This is a genomic window from Ornithinicoccus sp., from assembly GCF_057176825.1.
In genome coordinates, this window is sequence record NZ_CM169976.1 from 3,734,260 (window position 1) to 3,752,825 (window position 18,566).

16 protein-coding genes and 1 pseudogene are annotated in these 18,566 nt (G+C 73.5%); 7 read left to right on the plus strand and 10 right to left on the minus strand.

Annotated features, from left to right (window positions below; translation table 11 throughout):
- Positions 1-15: 15 nt before the first annotated feature.
- From AC1QRC_RS18570 to clpB, 7 genes and pseudogenes are all read right to left on the minus strand, one after another.
- Positions 16-1,104: a sulfite oxidase gene (locus tag AC1QRC_RS18570; RefSeq protein WP_484204704.1), complete on the minus strand. Its 1,089-nt coding sequence runs from the start codon at positions 1,102-1,104 to the stop codon at positions 16-18.
- A gap of 33 nt (positions 1,105-1,137) precedes the next feature.
- Positions 1,138-2,473, minus strand: a pseudogene (locus AC1QRC_RS18575) (D-arabinono-1,4-lactone oxidase).
- A gap of 178 nt (positions 2,474-2,651) precedes the next feature.
- Positions 2,652-2,939: a hypothetical protein gene (locus tag AC1QRC_RS18580; protein WP_484206726.1), complete on the minus strand. Its 288-nt coding sequence runs from the start codon at positions 2,937-2,939 to the stop codon at positions 2,652-2,654.
- 180 nt (positions 2,940-3,119) lie between these two features.
- Positions 3,120-5,477, minus strand: coding sequence for an MFS transporter (locus tag AC1QRC_RS18585; RefSeq protein ID WP_484204705.1), 2,358 nt, complete (start codon positions 5,475-5,477; stop codon positions 3,120-3,122).
- Positions 5,478-5,481: 4 nt separating this feature from the next.
- The gene (locus AC1QRC_RS18590) at positions 5,482-6,234 is read right to left on the minus strand and encodes an LppX_LprAFG lipoprotein (RefSeq protein ID WP_484204706.1); all 753 of its coding nucleotides are present in this window, start codon (positions 6,232-6,234) and stop codon (positions 5,482-5,484) included.
- 37 nt (positions 6,235-6,271) lie between these two features.
- Entirely contained in the window at positions 6,272-6,919 is a 648-nt protein-coding gene (locus tag AC1QRC_RS18595) for a class I SAM-dependent methyltransferase (protein WP_484204707.1), read from the minus strand.
- Between the two features lie 118 nt (positions 6,920-7,037).
- Positions 7,038-9,602, minus strand: a complete 2,565-nt coding sequence (clpB, locus tag AC1QRC_RS18600; protein WP_484204708.1) for an ATP-dependent chaperone ClpB — start codon at positions 9,600-9,602, stop codon at positions 7,038-7,040.
- A gap of 135 nt (positions 9,603-9,737) precedes the next feature.
- On the opposite strand from clpB, the gene AC1QRC_RS18605 reads away from it, so the two are divergent.
- The 7 genes from AC1QRC_RS18605 (at position 9,738) to AC1QRC_RS18635 (ending at position 15,613) form a co-directional block, all read left to right on the plus strand.
- A complete protein-coding gene (locus tag AC1QRC_RS18605; RefSeq protein WP_484204709.1) occupies positions 9,738-11,159 on the plus strand; it encodes a serine hydrolase domain-containing protein in 1,422 nt (473 codons plus the stop codon).
- A gap of 37 nt (positions 11,160-11,196) precedes the next feature.
- Positions 11,197-11,895: an MBL fold metallo-hydrolase gene (locus AC1QRC_RS18610; protein ID WP_484204710.1), complete on the plus strand. Its 699-nt coding sequence runs from the start codon at positions 11,197-11,199 to the stop codon at positions 11,893-11,895.
- Positions 11,896-11,956: 61 nt separating this feature from the next.
- Positions 11,957-12,802: an alpha-amylase family glycosyl hydrolase gene (locus tag AC1QRC_RS18615; RefSeq protein WP_484204711.1), complete on the plus strand. Its 846-nt coding sequence runs from the start codon at positions 11,957-11,959 to the stop codon at positions 12,800-12,802.
- Positions 12,790-13,584 carry an alpha-amylase family protein gene (locus tag AC1QRC_RS18620; protein WP_484204712.1) on the plus strand — a complete coding sequence of 265 codons (795 nt, stop codon included), beginning with the start codon at positions 12,790-12,792 and terminating at the stop codon, positions 13,582-13,584. Before AC1QRC_RS18615 ends, AC1QRC_RS18620 begins: the two co-directional genes overlap by 13 nt.
- Entirely contained in the window at positions 13,578-13,835 is a 258-nt protein-coding gene (locus AC1QRC_RS18625) for a hypothetical protein (RefSeq protein ID WP_484204713.1), read from the plus strand. Before AC1QRC_RS18620 ends, AC1QRC_RS18625 begins: the two co-directional genes overlap by 7 nt.
- Positions 13,836-14,051: 216 nt before the next feature.
- Positions 14,052-14,708, plus strand: coding sequence for a transglycosylase family protein (locus AC1QRC_RS18630; RefSeq protein ID WP_484204714.1), 657 nt, complete (start codon positions 14,052-14,054; stop codon positions 14,706-14,708).
- On the plus strand, positions 14,705-15,613 hold the full coding sequence (locus AC1QRC_RS18635) for a phosphotransferase (protein WP_484204715.1): 909 nt from the start codon (positions 14,705-14,707) through the stop codon (positions 15,611-15,613). Before AC1QRC_RS18630 ends, AC1QRC_RS18635 begins: the two co-directional genes overlap by 4 nt.
- Here AC1QRC_RS18635 and AC1QRC_RS18640 read toward each other — a convergent pair.
- From AC1QRC_RS18640 to AC1QRC_RS18650, 3 genes are read right to left on the minus strand one after another with little or no spacing between them, the layout of a single operon-like run.
- Complete coding sequence (locus AC1QRC_RS18640; protein WP_484204716.1) at positions 15,591-16,478, minus strand: hypothetical protein; 888 nt, start codon at positions 16,476-16,478, stop codon at positions 15,591-15,593. The two genes, AC1QRC_RS18635 and AC1QRC_RS18640, sit on opposite strands and share 23 nt — an antisense overlap.
- Positions 16,479-16,507: 29 nt before the next feature.
- Positions 16,508-17,641, minus strand: coding sequence for a heparan-alpha-glucosaminide N-acetyltransferase domain-containing protein (locus AC1QRC_RS18645; RefSeq protein ID WP_484204717.1), 1,134 nt, complete (start codon positions 17,639-17,641; stop codon positions 16,508-16,510).
- Positions 17,638-18,195, minus strand: a complete 558-nt coding sequence (locus tag AC1QRC_RS18650) for an NUDIX hydrolase (RefSeq protein WP_484204718.1) — start codon at positions 18,193-18,195, stop codon at positions 17,638-17,640. The genes AC1QRC_RS18645 and AC1QRC_RS18650 overlap by 4 nt, the downstream gene beginning before the upstream one ends.
- Positions 18,196-18,566: the final 371 nt, after the last annotated feature.

An 18,566-nucleotide genomic window follows, 5' to 3' on the forward strand; every position in this document is an offset into this window, starting at 1 on the left:
CTTATCGCACCACTGTCAGGGCACCGTCACGCGGCGCGGCACGACCGCCCAGAACAGGTAGCCGTCCTCGTTGTCCGAGGCCACGTCCGGTTGGGTCCGACCCCGGCTGTCGGTGGCCCGGGTGCGGACCTCGTGCTCCCCGGCGGCCGGCGGCGTCCAGGGCAGCTCCCACGCCACCCAGGCCGATTCCTCGTTGGGACCGGTGAGCCGCGCCTGCTGCCAGGTCAGCCCGCCGTCGGTGCTCACCTCGACGCCGGCGACGCTCGCCTCCCCCGCCCACGCCCGGCCCCGCAGCACGGTCTCCTCGCCGGCCCGGAGCCCGGCCTCGTCCGCGGGGGTGAGCACGAGCAGGCTCTTGACCGGCATCCGGTCCAGCACCGCCGCGTCGCCCTCCCACCCAGGGCCGTGCATGCGGTACCACGTGGTGTTCCACGGGGACTCGACCTCGCGGGTGTCGACCCGCAGCTCGCCGAGCCACTTGATGCTGGCGATGCCGATCCAGCCGGGCACCACCAGCCGGGCCGGGTAGCCGTGGTCGGGCGGCAGCGGCTGACCGTTCATCGCCCACGCCACGAGCACGTCGTCCAGCGCCTTGTCCAGCGGCAGGGGACGGCGCACCGGCCCGTAGTCGGTGCCGTCGGTGACATAGGGAGCGTCCAGCCCGATCGCCATCACCTGGACCGCGTCGTCGCGCAGCCCGGCACCGCGGAGCACCTCGCGCAGCGGCACCCCGGTCCACCGGGCCAGGCCGACCCCGCCGAGCCCCCACTGGGCGCCCGGGCGCGGCGTGCCCTGCTGCTCCCCGAAGTAGCGCCGCCCGTTGCCGGTGCACTCCAGCACCCGGTCGTAGGAGGTCTCCCCCAGCGCCTGCAGCTCCGCCAGGGAGTACTCGCGCGCCGCCCGCACGCCGTCGCCGGTGACCCGGAGCCGCCAGGCGTCGGCGTCGATGTCCGGCGCGCTGGTGTGGTTGCGCACGAAGAAGCGCTCCGTCGGCGTGTGCAGCGCAAGCCCCTCGTCGGCCGACCAGTTCATCTCCAGGTTCGGGTCCAGGTCGATGAACCAGTCGCCCTCGTCGACCGGCCGGCCGGTGGCATCGCGCAGCATCCCCCGAACCTACTCCCGGGCCCGCTCGTCGCGTCAGGGACCCAGCACCCGGTCCAGGTAGGCGTTGGCGAAGATCCGGTCCGGGTCCAGCTCGTCCCGCAGCGCGAGGAAGTCCGCGAACCTTGGATACGCCGGCGGCCAGGTCCGCGGCGGTGCGGGTGTGCAGCTTGCCCCAGTGCGGGCGCCCGTCGTGGGCGCGCAGCAGCGCCTCGACCTCGGGGAAGTAGTCGTCGTCGCGGTCCCGCCAGTAGCGGTGGACGGCGACGTAGCCGCTGTCCCGCCCGTATGCCGTGGAGAGCCACCGGTCGTCGGCCGCGGCCGCGCGGAACTCCAGCGGGAAGGAGATCCGCCACCGCCGGCGCTCGATGAGGGCCATCACGTCCCGGGCGAGGTCGGGGAGCGCGGCGACCGGCACGGCATACTCCATCTCGCGGAAGCGCACGGACCGGCGGGTGGTGAAGACGGCCGGCGAGCGGTCGCAGAACGAGCGGTGCCCGGTGACCCGCTCGGCCAGCCGGTTCACGACGGGGGCCACGGCAGGGACCCGGGCGGCGAGGCCGCAGGTGGCGGCGAACACCCCGTTGGCCAGCACGTCGTCGTCCACCCGCCGGCGCCACCCGGGCAGCGGGCGCCGCGGCGCGTCGGCGGGCAGCCGGGTGTTCGTCTTGGTCAGGGCCGTGCGGGTGTGCGGGAACCAGTAGAACTCGACGTGGTCGTGGTGGGCGATCCGCTCTGGCCACTCGTCGAGGACGACCGCGACCGGCTCCGGGCGCTCGACCGCGTCCAGCAGGAACTCAGGGACGCACTGCAGGGTGATCTCGGTGATCACGCCGAGCGCCCCGAGGCCGAGTGCGGCCGCCGGCAGGAGATCCGGTCGGTGCTCGGCGTCGATCACCGCCACCTGCCCGCGGCCGTCGACCAGGCGCAGCCCGACCACCTGGGTCGCCAGCCCGCCGAACGCCAGCCCGGTCCCGTGGGTGCCGGTCGACACGGCGCCGCTGATCGACTGGGCGTCGATGTCGCCGAGGTTGGGCATCGCCAGGCGGTGGGGGGCCAGCAGGGCCGGTATGTCGTGCAGCCGGGTCCCCGCGGCCAGCGTCACGCGGCCGGTGGTCGGGTCGACGTGCCGGAGCCCGGTCAGGGCGGCAAGGTCGAGCTGGACCCCCGGTGCGACGGCGATCGCGCTGAAGCTGTGCCCGGCCCCGACCGGTTTGACCGTCAGCCCCTCGTCCGCCGCGGCACGGACGCCGGCGACCACCTCGTCCTCGCTGGTCGGGGCCAGCACCCGGACGGGATCCGCGGTCGCCGTCCGACCCCAGGTGCGCCAGGCGTCGCCGATCCCGGCCCGGCGGGAGGTGGTCGTGCTCATCCGAAGGCCTTCCCCTCGCCCCGGTAGGTGGGCCAGGCCTGCGTCACCCGCTCGCCCTCCACGACGTGCAGCAGCGTCGACGCGCTCGCACAACTCCCCGGCCTTGGCGTGCCGGAACCACACCCGGTCGCCGACCCGCAGGCCTGCCGCGCCGGGGCCCGTCAGCGGGGTCTGCACCTCACCCGCCGCCTCGTTCGCCAGGTAGCGCAGGCCCTCGGGCCAGGCGATGACCGGCAACCGGTCGCGCCCGGGCGGTCCGGAGGCCACCCAGCCCGGCCCCGCCGACCGTGACAGTGCCGGGTCGCGGGACCCGCACGACGTCCAGGGCGAAAGCGGCCGCGGGACGCGGGGTGAACGCCGCGTATCCGTCGAAGAGGCCGGGGCCGAACAGTCCGCTGCCGGCCGCGACCTCGGTGATGCTCGGGTCGGTGCACGGTGCGTTCCAGGGAGCCGGTGCCGCCGGCATTGACGAACTCCAGGTCGGCGACCTGCCGGACGGCAGCCACCGCCTCGGCGCGCCGGGCGGGCAGCTCCCGCCAGGACATCGCCTGCAGCCGGCGCACCGCGAGCGCCCGGGCCCTGGCCGATCTCGGGGCGGTGCCCGGCGGGCGGTCGCCGAGCCCGGCCAGCTGGGCCTCGTAGGACATCACCCCGACCAGGGTGAACCCGGGTCGGGAGGCGAGGGCCTGCGCGACGGCGCCGGCCTGGTCGGCGGTGCGGACCGGGGACCGCCGGACGCCGAACCAGAGCCCGGGCAGGGCCAGCGAGGCGTCGAGCTCCAGGCACAGGCGCACGTCCTCCCGCTCCCCCGGCGCGCGCCACGGCGTCGACCAGGTCGAGCTGGGCGGGGTCGTCCACCACGAGGGTGATCGCCGCGGCGGCGCGGGGGTCGCGCACCAACTGCCGCAGGGCGGCCCGGTCCGCGGTCGGATAGCCCACGACCACGTCGTCGCAGACCCCCTCCCCGACCAGCCACAGCGCCTCGCCCAGCGAATAGGCCAGCACCCCGGCATACCCGGGACGGGCCAGCACCCGCTCGAGCACCCGGCGCACCCGCACCGACTTGCTGGCGACCCGGACCGGCAGACCCCCGGCGCGGGCCACCAGGTCGGCGGCGTTGTGGTCCAGCGCGGCCAGGTCCAGCGCCGCGAGCGGGGTGTCCAGATGGGACGTCGCGGCGGTGAGGCGGGGCCAGACCGGGAGACGGCTCATCGGGGGCCAGGTCATGGTCGGACCTGATCGAGTCCAGCTGGCTCTCCCGGTCGGCCTTGGCGACCCGGTGGAAGCCGAGCAGCACGGCGACAGCCGCGGCCGCGACGCAGCACAGCGCGGCACCCAGGAAGACGGTGTGCACCTGCACGACGGCGGCATCCAGCACCGCGTCGCTGTCGCTGGGGTCCGGCAGGGCGGCCACGGCCTGGTGGAACCGACGCAGCCCGACGGCGGTCAGCAGGGCCAGGCCGACGACCATGCCGACCATCCGGGCCACCACCACCAGGGAGCTGACCGTGCCGTGGGCGTGCTCGACCGCGTCGGCCAGGGCCGCGTCGTTGACCGGGGCGATGGCTAGGCCGACCCCGAGGCCGGCCAGCACGAGCACGATCGTGGTCGGCAGCGAGTCGGCCAGGGAGGTGCGGTCCCAGCCGGCCATCATGAACAGGCAGATCCCGGTGACGAGCAGGCCGGGCGCGGCGACCAGGCCGGGGCCGAGGCGGCGCAGCGCCACCCCGCCGGCGACGGCCCCGATCGGGACGGCGACCAGGAAGCGCACCAGCTCGAACGCGGCGTCGGTCTGCGAGGTGCCCGGGGAGAGGCGGGCCAGCAGGGGCACGTCCACCACGATCGCCACGATGGCGGCGCCGACGAGCAGACTCACCACGAGTGCCGGGGTCACCCGGCCACGGACCACGCCGGGCTGGATCAGCGGGTTGGCCGCGGTGCGCTGCCGCACCAGGAACGCCACGAGCGCGACCGCACCGACCGGCAGCAGCCACAGCCCCCAGGGGCCGAGCACCTCGCTCTCGGGGTCGGCGGTGGAGAATGTGAGCACCAGCGAGCCGAGGGCGACGGCGACGAAGGTCGCGCCCAGGACGTCGGCGCGTAGCAGCACCGGCAGCCAGCGGCGCACCGTCACCAGCGCCAGCAGCAGCACCGCGACCGTGGCGGCCGCGCCGATCGGGGTCAGCACCCGGGAGGTGGAATCCTCGCCGAACGGGATGAACGGTTCGCCGTACTCGATGGAGGTCACCAGGGCCCGCGGCGCCCACAGCGTCAACGTCCACAACGCAGTGGCCACGACCGCCAGCAGCGCCCCGAGCGCCGTGACCACGCCCGACCGGGAGCCCCCGCCCCCGGACGGCGCAGCGTCTCCGGGCTGCAGCGGCCCCGGTGGCAGCAACCGGCCGACCAGCCACACGCCGAGAAAAAACAGCACCCCGAGGGCGACGTTCAGCCAGAAGATGCCGCGCCAACTGGTGACCAGCAGGATCGCCGCCCCCAGGAGCGGCCCGAGGACCGATCCGAGCTCCTGGACCCCGCCGACGATCCCGAGCGGGGTGCCGCGTCGGCCCGGCGGCCACAGGTCGGCCACCAGGGCCAGCGTCGCCGGCACCAGCCCGCCACCACCGAGCCCCTGGAGCACCCGGCCGCCGATCATGACCGGCAGGTCGACGGCCGCGGCGGTGACCGCGGAGCCGATCACGAAGACGAGCAGGCAGGCCAGCAGGATGCGGCGCCGCTCGACCAGGTCCGAGAGCCGGCCGATGAGCGGCAGCACCGCGATGTAGCCGAGCAGGAAGCCGGAGATTATCGGGGCGCCCCGTTGCAGGGACTCGATCCCCAGCCCGGCACCGGCCATCATGTCCGGGAGTGCCAGCACCACGACATACGTGTCGGCCGCGGCCAGCGCGACCGCGGTGGCGGCGACTCCGAGCAGCACCCGCGCGCCGCGGGGCTGGCTGGCGTGCACCGGGCGGCCGTCGGTCACCACGGGGGTGTCGGTCACCGGATCAGGGCGCCTCGATGGTCACCGGGACCCCGAAGTCGTCCAGGGTCAGCGCGTAGGTCGACTCGGCGGGCGGGTAGAACGGCCCGGTGATGGTGACGGTGCGCACCTCCCAGCTCTCCTCGATCAGCCCGTAGGTGACCTCGAAGGTCCCCTCGGCGTCGCCGACCCCCAGGAGGTCGACCACGGCCTGGCCGGGCAGGGTGCCGGTGATCTGCTGCACGATCTCCCGGCCCTCCCTGGACTGTTCGCCGAACGCGGCGTCCTCGGTGGTGGTGAGCAGGCTGACGATCCCCTCCTCGGGGTCGAACAGCCTGGCCGGGTCGGGGACGTTGAGGTCCTCCGGGCTGGTCCGGATGTAGTCGGGGGTGAACGGCAGCTGGACGTGCAGCTCGCCGGAGAAGGCGATGGTCGGCACGTCGGCCTGGATGCCGGAGACGTTGGCGGTGATCGTCCCCTCGAACGCGGGCGGGTCCATGCTCCCAGAGCCGACCGCCTTGATGATGTAGTTGTCGAGGTCCTCCGGCAGGCCGCTGCCGGTCATCTCCAACGACACCGACCCGGCGTCGGTGAGCACCTCGCGGGCCTGCCCCAGCCGGTCCTCCGGCGTCGGCTCGGCCGTGACCTCCGCGGTCTCCTCGGTGGGGTCCTCCTCCCCGTCCCCGCTGCAGGCCGCCGTGGCCAGCAACGCGGCGAGCGAGGCTGTCGCGGCCAGTGCCCGCCCACGTCCCCGGCCACTGTGAAGGCTGCTCATCATCGTTCCCTCCCTGGAGGCGGACCTGTCGGGACTCAACTTATCCGGCCCGGCGGGCGACGAGGTAACCCTGCGGCTGCGGCTCGCCGTCGCGGGCCGGGCGGCCGCCCCAGAAGACGACCTCGAACCCGGCGTCGGTGACCCGTCGCTCCATCTCCACCGGCGAGTGCCAGTAGATGTCGAACTCGATGCCCAGGTCCAGGGTCCGCCCGCCCCGGCGCACGCGGTCGTCGCCGACCTTAAACGCGGTGGCCAGGTAGCCACCGGGCCGGACGACCCGGGCCAGCTCCCCGAACGCCTGCGGCCGGTCCTGCGGCGGCAGGTACATCAGGGAGTACCAGCAGACGACGCCCGCGAGCGCGTCGTCCGCGAACGGCAGCGCCCGCAGGTCGGCCACCTCGAAGGGGTATGCGGGGTGGTCTCTCCGCGCGACCCGCACCATCTCCGGCGACAGGTCGACACCGTGCGGTGCCAGGCCCTGGCCGGCCAGGTAGGGCGCGAGTCGACCGGACCCGGAGCCGACGTCGCCCACCTGGCGCCCGGCTCCGGACTCACGGACCAACTGGCTGAACAGCCCGAGCACGGCCTGCTCCACCGGCATCCGGTCCAGCAGGCCGGCCAGCCGTTCGGCATACAGCTCGGCGAGCACGTCGTGCGCCTCGCGCAGTTCCTGGGTCGTGGGGTCCACGCGGCCACCGTAAGCGGGGGCCCGGACACTCGCGGGGTGGGCGTCGGAACTCGTGTGGAGGATCAAGGGGGTCATAGGCCCCGAGAAATGACACGCGAGCCAGAGCCGCCCGTCCGACTCAGCCCAGGCGCAGCTCGTCGCCGTCGGGGTCGACGTCGACGGTGACCTGCTGACCGTCGCGGATCTCACCGGCCAGCAGCGCCCGGGCCAGGCGGTCCCCGATCTGGGTCTGCACTAGGCGGCGCAGCGGGCGGGCGCCGTAGGCGGGGTCGTAGCCCCGCTCCGCCAGCCAGGCGGTCGCGGCGTCGCTGACCTCAAGCCCGATCCGCCGGTCGGACAGCCGGCGGGCCAGCAGGTCCACCTGCAGGCCGACGATGGTGGCGAGCTCCTCGCGGGTCAGCGCGTCGAAGACCACGACCTCGTCGAGCCGGTTCAGGAACTCGGGCTTGAACGCGGTCCGCACGGTGGCCATCACCTGGTCCCGCTTGGTATCCGGGTCGGTGAGCGGGTCCACCAGGAACTGGCTGCCCAGGTTGGAGGTCATCACCAGGATCACGTTGCGGAAGTCGACGGTGCGGCCCTGACCGTCGGTGAGGCGGCCGTCGTCGAGCACCTGCAGCAGGATGTCGAACGTCTCGGGGTGGGCCTTCTCGACCTCGTCCAGCAGCACCACCGAGTAGGGGCGCCGGCGAACCGCCTCGGTCAGCTGACCGCCCTCCTCGTAGCCGACGTAGCCGGGAGGGGCGCCGATCAGCCGCGCGACGGCGTGCCGCTCGGAGTACTCGCTCATGTCGATCCGGACCATGGCCCGCTCGTCGTCGAAGAGGAAGTCGGCCAGCGACTTGGCCAGCTCGGTCTTGCCGACGCCGGTGGGCCCGAGGAACAGGAAGGACCCGGTCGGTCGGTCGGGGTCGGCGATGCCGGCGCGGGAGCGCCGGACGGCGTCGCTGACCGCGCGGACGGCACCGGTCTGGCCGATCAGCCGCCTGCCGAGGAACTCCTCCATGTGGAGCAGCTTCTCGGTCTCGCCCTCCAGCAGCCGGCCGGCGGGGATGCCGGTCCAGGCCGAGATCACCTCGGCGATGTCGTCGGCGCCGACCTCGTCCTTGACCATGAGGTCGCCCGCGTCGTCCTCGCCCCCGGCACGTTCGGCCTCCTGGGCGGCGGCGAGCTCCTGCTCGGCGGTCGGGATCTCGCCGTAGAGCAGCCGGGAGGCCGACTCGTAGTCGCCCTCGCGTTGCAGCTTCTCGGCGCGGGTGCGCAGCTCGTCCAGCCGCGCCTTGAGCTCGCCCACCCGGTTGAGACCGGACTTCTCGGCCTCCCACCGGGCGTTCAGCCCGGCCAGCTGCTCCTGCTTGTCGGCCAGGTCGGCACGCAACCGGTCCAGCCGCTGCCGCGACGCCTCGTCGGTCTCGCGGTCCAGGTGCAGCTCCTCCATCCGGAGCCGGTCCACGGCACGCTGCAGCTCGTCGATCTCCACCGGGGAGGAGTCGATCTCCATCCGCAGCCGGGACGCGGCCTCGTCGACCAGGTCGATCGCCTTGTCCGGCAACTTGCGTCCGGTGATGTAGCGGTCGGACAGCGAGGCGGCGGCGACCAGCGCGGAGTCGGCGATGGCCACCTTGTGGTGCGCCTCGTAGCGCTCCTTGAGCCCGCGCAGGATCGCCACGGAGTCCTCGACGCTCGGCTCGCCCACGAAGACCTGCTGGAAGCGGCGCTCCAGCGCCGGGTCCTTCTCGATGTGCTCGCGGTACTCATCCAGCGTGGTGGCACCGACCATCCGGAGCTCGCCGCGGGCCAGGAGCGGCTTGAGCATGTTGCCGGCGTCCATCGCCCCCTCGGCGGCACCGGCGCCGACGACGGTGTGCAGCTCGTCGATGAAGGTGACGACCTGGCCGTTGCTGGCCTTGATCTCCCCGAGCACCGCCTTGAGCCGCTCCTCGAACTCGCCGCGATACTTGGCCCCCGCCACCATCGCCCCCAGGTCGAGCGCGATGAGCCGCTTGTCGCGCAGCGACTCCGGCACGTCGCCGGCCACGATTCGCTGGGCCAGGCCCTCCACGACGGCGGTCTTGCCGACGCCGGGGTCACCGATCAGGACGGGGTTGTTCTTGGTCCGGCGCGACAGCACCTGCACCACGCGGCGGATCTCGGAGTCACGCCCGATCACGGGGTCGAGACGCCCGTCGCGGGCGGCGTCGGTGAGGTCGGTGCCGTACTTGCCCAGCGCGTCGTAGGTCCCCTCCGGGTCGGCGGAGTCGACCGTGGCGCCCCCGCGCAGCGCGGGGATCCGCTCGGCCAGCGCCTCGGCGTCCAACCCGAACGCCCCGGTGCGCGCCAGCGCCAGCAGCAGGTGGTCGGTGGAGACGAAACTGTCGCCCATCGACTGCATCTCCTGCTGTGCCGCGTTGAGGACGGCAAGGGTCTGCCGGGAGGGCTGAGGGGTGCCGACCGTGGACCCGGAGGCGCTCGGCAGCGCGGCCAGCGCGCCCTCCGCCGCCTGGACCGCGCTGGCGGAGGAGGATCCGACCGAGTCCAACAGCGGGCCGGTGGTCGTCCCGTCCTGCTGGGCCAGCGCGCGCAGCAGGTGGGCCGGCTCGACCTGGGCGTGGCCGGCCGCGGCGGCCTCGCGCACCGCGGTGGAGAGGGCCTCCTGTGCCCTCGTGGTCAGCTGCAGATCCATGGGTATGCCGTCCCCTTCCGTCTGGTGTGCAGGCTCGTCCGAATCTCTGGTTGCGTCAACCTCTGCAAGGTTGAGTCTATTCCGCTCAACTTCGGACTCTGGGCACCGGCCCGGAATAGGCCTATCGTGGATCAGGTGGAGCACCACCCGCCGGACGGGGAATCCTTTTGGGACTTCGCCGAGCGTGTCCTCGAGACCTGGGACGTCCCGGGGCTGGCGGTCTGCCTGGTGCACGGCGACGAGGTCACCGCCCGCGGCCTCGGCGTCCGGGACCGTTCCGCAGCCCACCCGGAGCCGGTGACCGCGGACACGCTGTTCCACCTGGCCTCCATCTCCAAGAGTTTCGTCGCGACCGCGGCCCTGCAGCTGGTCGAGGAGGGGGTGCTCGACCTCGACGCCCCAGTCGCCCAGTCCCTGCCGAACCTGCCCTGGGCGGACCCCCGGGCCGGCGGGATCACGCTGCGCCACCTGCTGTCGCACCAGTCCGGGCTCGGGGACGTCACCGATTACGGGTGGCACGAGCCGGAGACCGACGAAGGCGCACTCGGCAGGTTCGCGGCCCGCGTCGCCGGCTGGACCCTCGAGCAGGACCCCGGCACCGGGTTCGGCTACTCCAACGCCGCCTACGAACTGCTCGGCCACCTGCTCGCGACGGTCAGCGGCCAGTCCTTCGAGGACACCCTCCGGGAGCGGGTGCTGACCAAGGCCGGGATGACCACCAGCACCTTCCTCCGCGCACAGGTGCCGGGCCGGCTCGGGGCCGCGCCGCACCTGGGGCTGCCGCTACGGGTGCTGCCGGGGACCTACCCCTACACCCGGCGGCACGCCCCCAGTTCGACGCTGCACAGCAGTGCCGCCGAGATGGGGCGCTGGATGCTCGCTCACCTGTCCGGCGGGGAGGGGCTGATGTCGCGCGCCACGCACGACACCCTGTGGCGGGAGCAGGTGGCCACGGGGTGGGAGGACTTCCACGAGGAGATGGCCCTGGGGTGGTTCTGGGGCTCCTACCGGGGGCACCGGGTGGTCGGTCACGCCGGCGGCGACCCCGGCTTCCAGACCAACACCGCCCTGCTGCCCGGGCTCGGCATCGGGGTCACCGTCCTGGTGAACGCCAACACCGCCCCCGTGTTCGGCCTCACGCGTGCCGCCCTCGACGTGCTGCTGGGGGGCCAACCCGCAGACCCGCCGCCCCCGCCGCCCCCGCCGGTGACCGTGGCGCTGGGTCCGGTGCTGGAGACGGAGGGAGTGGCCGCCGCGGCCGAGCGTTACCACCAGCTGGCAGCTGCCGAGCCGCTCACCGTGGACCTCGACGAGGAAGGCTTCGAGGAGTGTGTCTGGGGGGTCATCGAGATGCACCGGACCGACCTGGCCCGGCCAGTGCTCGACCTGTGGCTGGAGGTGCAGCCGGACTGCTCGCAGGCCTGGTTCATGGCCGGGTGGGCCGAGGAGCTCGAGGGCCGTCGCGAGCCCGCCCTCGACCGGTTGCGTCACGCGCTCGCGCTGGACCCCGAGAACGACGACGCCGACTCGATGCTGCGCCGGCTGACCGACGGCTGAGGAAGACCGGCCCGGCACCCCGGATAGGTTGGGCCGCGTGCTGATCACCGTCTTCCCCGCCGGGCCGCTGGCCGCCAACTGCTACGCCGTCGCCGCGGACCGCGGCCGGGAGTGCGTCGTCATCGACGCCGGCCAGGACAGCGCCGAGGGCATCGAGCGGATGCTCGCCGAGCACGAGCTGACCCTGCGCGCGGTCCTGCTGACCCACGGGCACTTCGACCACGTGTGGCAGGCGCAGGAGGTGGCCGACCGGCATACGGTCCCGGTCTGGATCCACCCCGCCGACCGGCACCTGCTCACCGACCCGATGGCGGCCATCTCCACCGAGTCGGCCGCGATGCTGCGCGCCCAGCTCGGGCTCACCGACGTCAGCGGGTTCCGGGAGCCGCAGCAGGTCCGCGACGCCGTCGCCGGGGCACGCGTCGAGATCGACGGGCTGACCCTGACCGTCGACCACGTGCCGGGACACACCCCGGGCACCGTCGCCTACCGGGCCGACTACGACGGACCGGAGGACTTCTCCCAGGTGTGGTTCACCGGCGACTTCCTGTTCGCCGGCTCCATCGGGCGCACCGACCTCACCGGCGGCGACCACCCGACGATGCAGCACAGCCTCGCGCAGGCGGTCCTCCCGCTGCCCGACGACGTCGTCGTCTTCCCCGGCCACGGCCCGCACACCACCGTCGGCCGGGAGCGCGCCAGCAACCCGTACCTGCAGGACCTGGAGCAGGGGTGACCTGTAGAAGCGGGTGCCGCAGCCCTCGTCTGACAGGTCACTCCGGTGGGATGCTGCCGCCATGGACACCGAGCAGATCCTCGCCGCCCGGATCGAGCGGTGGCGCCCGGAGCTGGTGGAGACCCTCACCGAGCTCTACCCGGACCCGGACGTCGTCGCCGACCGGCTGCTCGCACTGGCCGAACGCGCCTACCGGGAGCGCCCCGCGGACCTGCACGCCCTGGACCTGGCCCGGAGCCTGCGGCCGGACTGGTTCCAACAGCCCTCGATGCTGGGCTACGCCTGCTACACCGACCGGTTCGCCGGTGACCTGCGCGGCGTCGCCCGGCACACGGCATACCTGAAGGACCTCGGCGTCACCTACCTGCACCTGATGCCGCTGCTGACGCCCCGCCCCAAGCCCAACGACGGCGGCTACGCGGTGCAGGACTACCGGAGCGTGCGCCCGGACCTGGGCACCATGGTGGATCTGGCCGACCTCACCCGGGTGCTGCGCGCCGAGGGCATCAGCCTGTGCCTGGACCTGGTGCTCAACCACGTGGCGGCGGAGCACGAGTGGGCGCAGCGGGCGCGGGCCGGCGAGCAGCGCTACCTCGACTACTTCCTCACCTTCGCCGACCGCGATCTGCCGGACGCCTACGAGCGGACGCTGCCGGAGGTCTTCCCCGACTTCGCGCCGGGCAACTTCACCTTCGACGAGGCGACTCGGCCGCTGGGTGTGGACCACCTTCAACGCCTGGCAGTGGGACGTGAACTGGGCCAACCCCGACGTCCTGGTGGAGTACGCCGACATCGTGTGCTTCCTGGCCAACCAGGGGGTCGAGGTGCTGCGGCTGGACGCGATCGCCTTCACCTGGAAGCGGATGGGCACCGTACTGCCAGAACCAGCCGGAGGTGCACGCCCTGACCCGGGCGCTGCGGACCGTCGCGCGGATCGTGGCGCCCGCCGTCCTGTTCAAGGCCGAGGCGATCGTCGGCCCCCGCGAGCTGCTGCCCTACCTGGGCCAGGGCCGGCACCACGGCAAGGTCTCCGATCTCGCCTACCACAACGGGCTCATGGTGCAGATCTGGAACATGCTGGCCACCGGCGACGTGCGCCTCACCGCGCACGCGCTCGCGCAGCTCCCGCCGGCCCCGGCCAGCACGGCCTGGATCACCTACGCCCGGTGTCACGACGACATCGGCTGGGCGATCGACGACCGGGACGCCGCGGCGCTCGGGGTGCACGGGTGGTCCCACCGGCGCTACCTGGCCGACTTCTACGCCGGCGACGTCCCGGGGTCCTTCGCCCGGGGCCTGCTGTTCCAGGAGAACGAGGCGACCGGGGACCGCCGCACCTCCGGGATGCTGGCCTCGCTCGCCGGGCTGGAGGCGGGGCCGCAGGATCCGTATGCCGTGTGGCGGGTGCTGCTGGTCCACGCCGTGATCCTGGGGTTCGGTGGGGTGCCCGTGCTGTGGATGGGCGACGAGCTCGGGCCTGACCAACGACTGGGACTGGGACGGCCGACCCCGACCACGCCGACGACAACCGGTGGCTGCACCGGCCCCGTATGCCGTGGGGCGAAGCGGGCGGGGGCGCCCCCGTCCCCACAGGCCACGCCGAGGTGCGCGCCGGGTTGGCCCACCTGGTCCGGGTCCGCACGGACCTGCCTCACCTGCACGCGGCGACCCCGTCGGTGCCGATGCTGACCCGCGACCCGGGGGTCCTGTTGCTGCGTCGGGACCACCCGCTGGGCCCGATGGTCGCCGCCTACAACGTCACGGCGGAGGACCGCCCCGTCCCCGAGAGCGTGCTGCACGAGGCGGGTCTGGATCCGGATCGCTGCGTCGACCGCATCTCGGGCACCCGGCCGACCTGGCACCCGGGGGACGGCGAACGCTCCACCTGGCTCACGGCATACCAACCGGTCTGGTGGGTCCCCACCGAGGGGACCGGCTGACCTGGCACGACACACCGGGAGGTAGCCAAGTCCAGCCAGTCCCGTTACCGTGGATGGCCGTTGTGCGCAGTGTCGCGCGCATCGTTGCCCGCACCGCCGCCCCGGATGTGCCCCCTGCACCCGGTGTGCGGCCTGCCCCCGACCTCACCCGCAAGGCGTGAGAGCCGGCGTCATCCGCGGCCCGCGTGGCCGCCGCCGGCATCGAGGAGATCCTGCATGAACCGCTCCACGCACACCCCTGCCCACTCCCGGACCCGCGGCCGTCTGGCCACCCGTCTGGTGGGCGCCGGAGCCGCGGCCGTCGTCGCCGTCGGTCTCGGTGCCGCGAGCGCCAACGCCTCGTCCTACGACCCCGGCGTCTGGGACGACGTCGCGCAGTGTGAGTCCAGTGGCGACTGGCACATCAACACCGGCAACGGCTTCTACGGCGGCCTGCAGTTCTACCAGCCCACCTGGGTCGGCTTCGGCGGCCAGGAGTACGCCGGCTACGCCCACCAGGCGAGCAAGTCTGAGCAGATCGCGATCGCCCGCCGGGTGCTGCACACCCAGGGCCCGGGCGCCTGGCCCGTCTGCTCCGTGCAGGCCGGCCTGACCAAGGCCAACGGCGGCGCGGACCCGAACGCCACGCCCGGTGACGGTGGCACCCCGGCGCCGCCGCCGGAGGACCCGGCACCGCCGTCGGACGACGTCACCCGCTACGTGAGCGCCAACTACGCCGCCAACGTGCGCACCGGCCCCGGCGAGCAGTACGGCATCGTCGACACCGAGGCGCGCGGCACCAAGGTGTCCGGCGACCTGCACTCCTCCGGCTGGCTGCAGATCGGTGAGGACCGCTGGATCGGCCCGGCGGTGCTCTCCGAGAACCCCGTGTGACCGACACCGTGGGCGCACTGCCCGGGCTGAGCCCGGAGCAGTGCGCCGCGGTGACCTCCTGGCTGCCCGGGGCCACGCTGGTCCGGGACCACAGCTGGGGACTTGTCGACACCGCCGTGCTGCAGTTGCGGCACGGCGGTGTCGACGTCATCGTCAAGGCCGCCGGCCCCGGCAACCACCACATCGGGCGGGAGCTGACCGCCCACGCGACGATGCTCTCCCCGTGGACCCGGCGGGATCTGGCGCCCCGGTTGCTGCACGCCGACCGGGCGCTGAACCTGCTGGTGACCGGCTACCTGCCGGGGCACCTGGTGGAGGGCACGCCCGCCGAGGCCGACCCCGCGGTCTACCGGCAGGCCGGCGCCCTGCTGAGGACACTGCATACGCAATCGAGCCGGGTCGACGAGGGCTACGAGGCGGCCATGGACGCCCGCGCTCTGGCGTGGCTGGACGCCACCCACCGGATCACCGCCCCCGTGGTGGACCGGCTGCGGGAGATCATCGCCACGCACCGGCACGACCCGGCCGAGGTGGTGCCCACGCACGGCGACTGGTCACCGCGCAACTGGCTGCTCACGGACGAGACGGTGCGCGTCATCGACTTCGGGCGCGCGGCCTGGCGACCCGCCCACACCGACCTCGCCCGCCTCACCGCGCGGCAGTTTGTCGACCGACCGGACCTGGAGGCGGCCTTCCTGGAGGGGTACGGCGGCGATCCCCGCGACACCCCCGGCTGGCGGCGCACCCTGTTGCGCGAGGCGATCGGGACGGCCGTGTGGGCGTTCCAGGTCGGCGACGAGCCGTTCGAGGCGGAGGGGCACCGGATGCTCCGCACGTTGCTCGACTCGCCTGGTCCGGTGCACCGGGGACTGACCGCGGTCCCTACCGCCCGCCGCCCGCGGTGAAGGCCTGCGGCACGTGGAAGAGCTCCCCCTGGCCCTCCCGGTCCAGCGCCCAGCCGCCCAGCCACCCGTAGTGCTCGGGGAAGGCCCCGTCCGACCCGAAGGCGGCCTCCGCGGCAGCCTCGCTCACCGGCGACTCCCGCACCTCGCCCATGGACGGGTCGGCGCCGCAGGTGGCGAACGACTGCTCCGGCGCCAGCTCCTCGTTGGCGATGACCTCGGCAACCGCGGCGTGGTCGGGGTGGGGGTAGGGGAAACAGTCGGGCTCCTCCCCGGGGTAGTAGTAGGCGCCGAGGACGCGGTCCGGGGCCTGCGGCACCAGGCCGAACGCCCCCGGGTCTGCGAGCACCTGGCCGACCGCCCAGCCCGCCTCCTCGGCGCTGAGGTCGCCGTCGCCCAGGTCGAACGCGATCAGCGCCCCCCGGTCCTGTGCGTCGTGCCAGACCAGGGCATCGGGGTTCACCACCACCGTCCCGTCGTCGTCGCGCCCCAGGTCGACACCGTCGGTGTCCAGGTCGCTGACGGTCTCGGGGTCCTCGGGGAAGGAGGCGGGCAGCGTGGGGTCGTGCTCCCCCATCTGCGCGAAGAAGCCGGTCCAGGACGCGAGCCGGGCCTCGGCACAGGTGTCGCTCCAGCGGCCCCCACCGGTCTCGGAGTCGCAGTAGGTGCTCTGCTCGCCCCGGGTCAGCAGCACGAACACGGTGTAGCTGTCCTCCCGGTCCTCCAGTTGGCTCCACACCTGGAACTCGTCGTCCGGGTGCGGGAGCAGCACGTAGCTGATCTCGCGCGGGGCGTCCGCGGAGCCAGCTGGGCCGTCGTTGCTGCAGCCTGCCAGCAGGACGCCGGCCGCGAGGACGGCTCCCGCCACGGTCGTCGCCGTCGGGGTACGGGCCACCGTCAGGCCCGCACGTAGATGCCGCGGCGGTGCAGCATCATGGCCACGACCCACCAAGCGAGCACGAACTGCACCAGGAAGGTGAACCCCTGGTGGCCCCACGGGTAGCCGATCCCGAGCAGGAACTCGACCAGGCTGTCGGACCCCACGATGAAGCTGAACGCGACGTGGCTGCCGAAGTAGAGGATGAGCGCGTTGCGGCCCAGCGCGATGAAGGGCTGCGCCACCGTGTCGCGGCGCCTGGCCCACCACCCCGGGATGGGGGCGTCGAAGATCAGGTAGCCCAGGGCGAGCATCCCGATCGCCACGGCACCGGTGACGAGGGCGAAGCTCGGGGACCAGAGCCGCTTGAACGGGTCGACGACGATCATCGCCAGGAGCCCCAGCACGAGGATCAGCGCCGCCCAGGTGACCAGGGCCCGCAGCAGTCGCCGCGGCTCCCGGAGGGTCAGCACCATCCGGCCGGCGACGACACCGACCAGCATGGTGAGCAGCGCCCCCACCATGGCGATGATCCCCTCGGGGTCGTGGCCCGACGCGCCGCCGTGGTAGAGGTGCTGCACCGGGATCAGGGTCAGGTCGACGTCCGCGGACAGGTTGCACTCGCGGGTCGGACCGCCGGTGGGGCACCCGGCCTGCGCCGCCCAGAAGAGCACCGTCCAGACCACCGCCATGACCAGGGTCACCACGACCCAGGCCCGCAGGCTGCGCACCACCAGGTGCATGATCCCGACGATCGCGGTGAGGAAGGCGTACAGCTGCAACGGCCCGAAGATCCGCAGCTCGTCCAGGGCAAAACTGCGGTCCATCACCGCGCCGTAGAGCAACCCGCACGCCATCAGCACCACGGAGCGGCGGATCAGGACGCGCCAGGACACCCCGCGGGCGTAGGCGAAGGCCAGTCCGCAACCGGAGAGGGCCACAAACAGCGGGAAGACGATGTCGAAGAGGGTGACCCCTAGCCAGTCGGCGTGCCGCAGCTGGTCCGAGCGGGGTGGGAGGGCCGCCACCACCGACAGGTTCAGCAGGATCATCATCCCGCGGGCCCAGTCGAGCGCGACGACCCGCCTCCGGGCCTGGCGCGCGGAGCGATCCCGGGCCGGCGCGGCCCCCCGGGTGCCTCCGCTGCGGTTCATCGCAGCCGCGCCCGGGCCAGGTCGACCAGCTCGCGGAGCTCGCCGTTCACGGTCGGTATGTCGTGGGCCGGCCACCAACGCACGTCCGTCGACTCCTCGCTCACGCTGGGAGTCGACCCCGGTGCGGCAACGGCCAGGAAGCGCACGTCCAGGTGGCGCACCTCACCCCTCGGGTCGCAGAACGGCACGGCGTGCTCGTCCAGGTGCACCGGGACGGGGTCCAGGTCCAGCTGCTCCTCCGGCAGCCCGGACTCCTCGACGGCCTCGCGCAGGGCGGCGCCAGCGAGGGTGCGGTCCTCCTCCTCGCAGTGGCCGCCGAACTGGAACCAGCGCCCGGCCTTGCGGTGCAGCGTGAGCAGCACCTGTCGGCCGTCGGCGGACAGCACCAGCGTGCTAGCCGTGATGTGGTCCGGGTAGCACCCGCGGGTGAGGCCGTCCGAGTGGTCATACAGGTGGCCGCCGAAGCGGTCCCGCAGGCCTGCCTGCTCCGGGGACGGCGGCACCCAGGCGGTGAGGACGGCGAGCGCGTCACGGTGCAGGGCGCGGGAGGTCACCGGGACAGTCTGCACAATGGAACTGGCACGTCGCACCGCCGCACCCGCCCGTCCGCGTGTCACAGTGGCGGCTATGCGACCGATCCCCCGGTTCTGGACCACCGCGGACGCCCGCGTCCCCGGCCCGCACGGCCTCGACCTCGCGCTGCGCGTGTGGGGGTGGTCGACCACGTCGGTGGCCGACGCCGCCGCCGTCGCGGCCGACCGTCTCGCCCAGATCCGGCGGAAGGCGGCAGCGGGCGAGGATCTGCACAGCCAGAAGTACTACCCGCGGCTGCCGCTGCGGGAGGAGACCCTGGCCGAGGTCACCGGCCCGGACGGGGCGCTGCTGGCCGTGGTCACCCGCAACCGCTACGGCGCGGAAGTGCTCA

Excerpts from the sequence above, each read along its gene's own strand:
- AC1QRC_RS18570 (WP_484204704.1), bottom strand. The coding sequence starts at position 1,104 with ATGCTGCGCGATGCCACCGGCCGGCCGGTCGACGAGGGCGACTGGTTC.
- AC1QRC_RS18580 (WP_484206726.1), bottom strand. The coding sequence starts at position 2,939 with ATGCCGGCGGCACCGGCTCCCTGGAACGCACCGTGCACCGACCCGAGC.
- AC1QRC_RS18590 (WP_484204706.1), bottom strand. The coding sequence starts at position 6,234 with ATGATGAGCAGCCTTCACAGTGGCCGGGGACGTGGGCGGGCACTGGCC.
- clpB (WP_484204708.1), bottom strand. The coding sequence starts at position 9,602 with ATGGATCTGCAGCTGACCACGAGGGCACAGGAGGCCCTCTCCACCGCG.
- AC1QRC_RS18615 (WP_484204711.1), top strand. The coding sequence starts at position 11,957 with ATGGACACCGAGCAGATCCTCGCCGCCCGGATCGAGCGGTGGCGCCCG.
- AC1QRC_RS18625 (WP_484204713.1), top strand. The coding sequence starts at position 13,578 with ATGCTGACCCGCGACCCGGGGGTCCTGTTGCTGCGTCGGGACCACCCG.
- AC1QRC_RS18630 (WP_484204714.1), top strand. The coding sequence starts at position 14,052 with ATGAACCGCTCCACGCACACCCCTGCCCACTCCCGGACCCGCGGCCGT.
- AC1QRC_RS18645 (WP_484204717.1), bottom strand. The coding sequence starts at position 17,641 with ATGAACCGCAGCGGAGGCACCCGGGGGGCCGCGCCGGCCCGGGATCGC.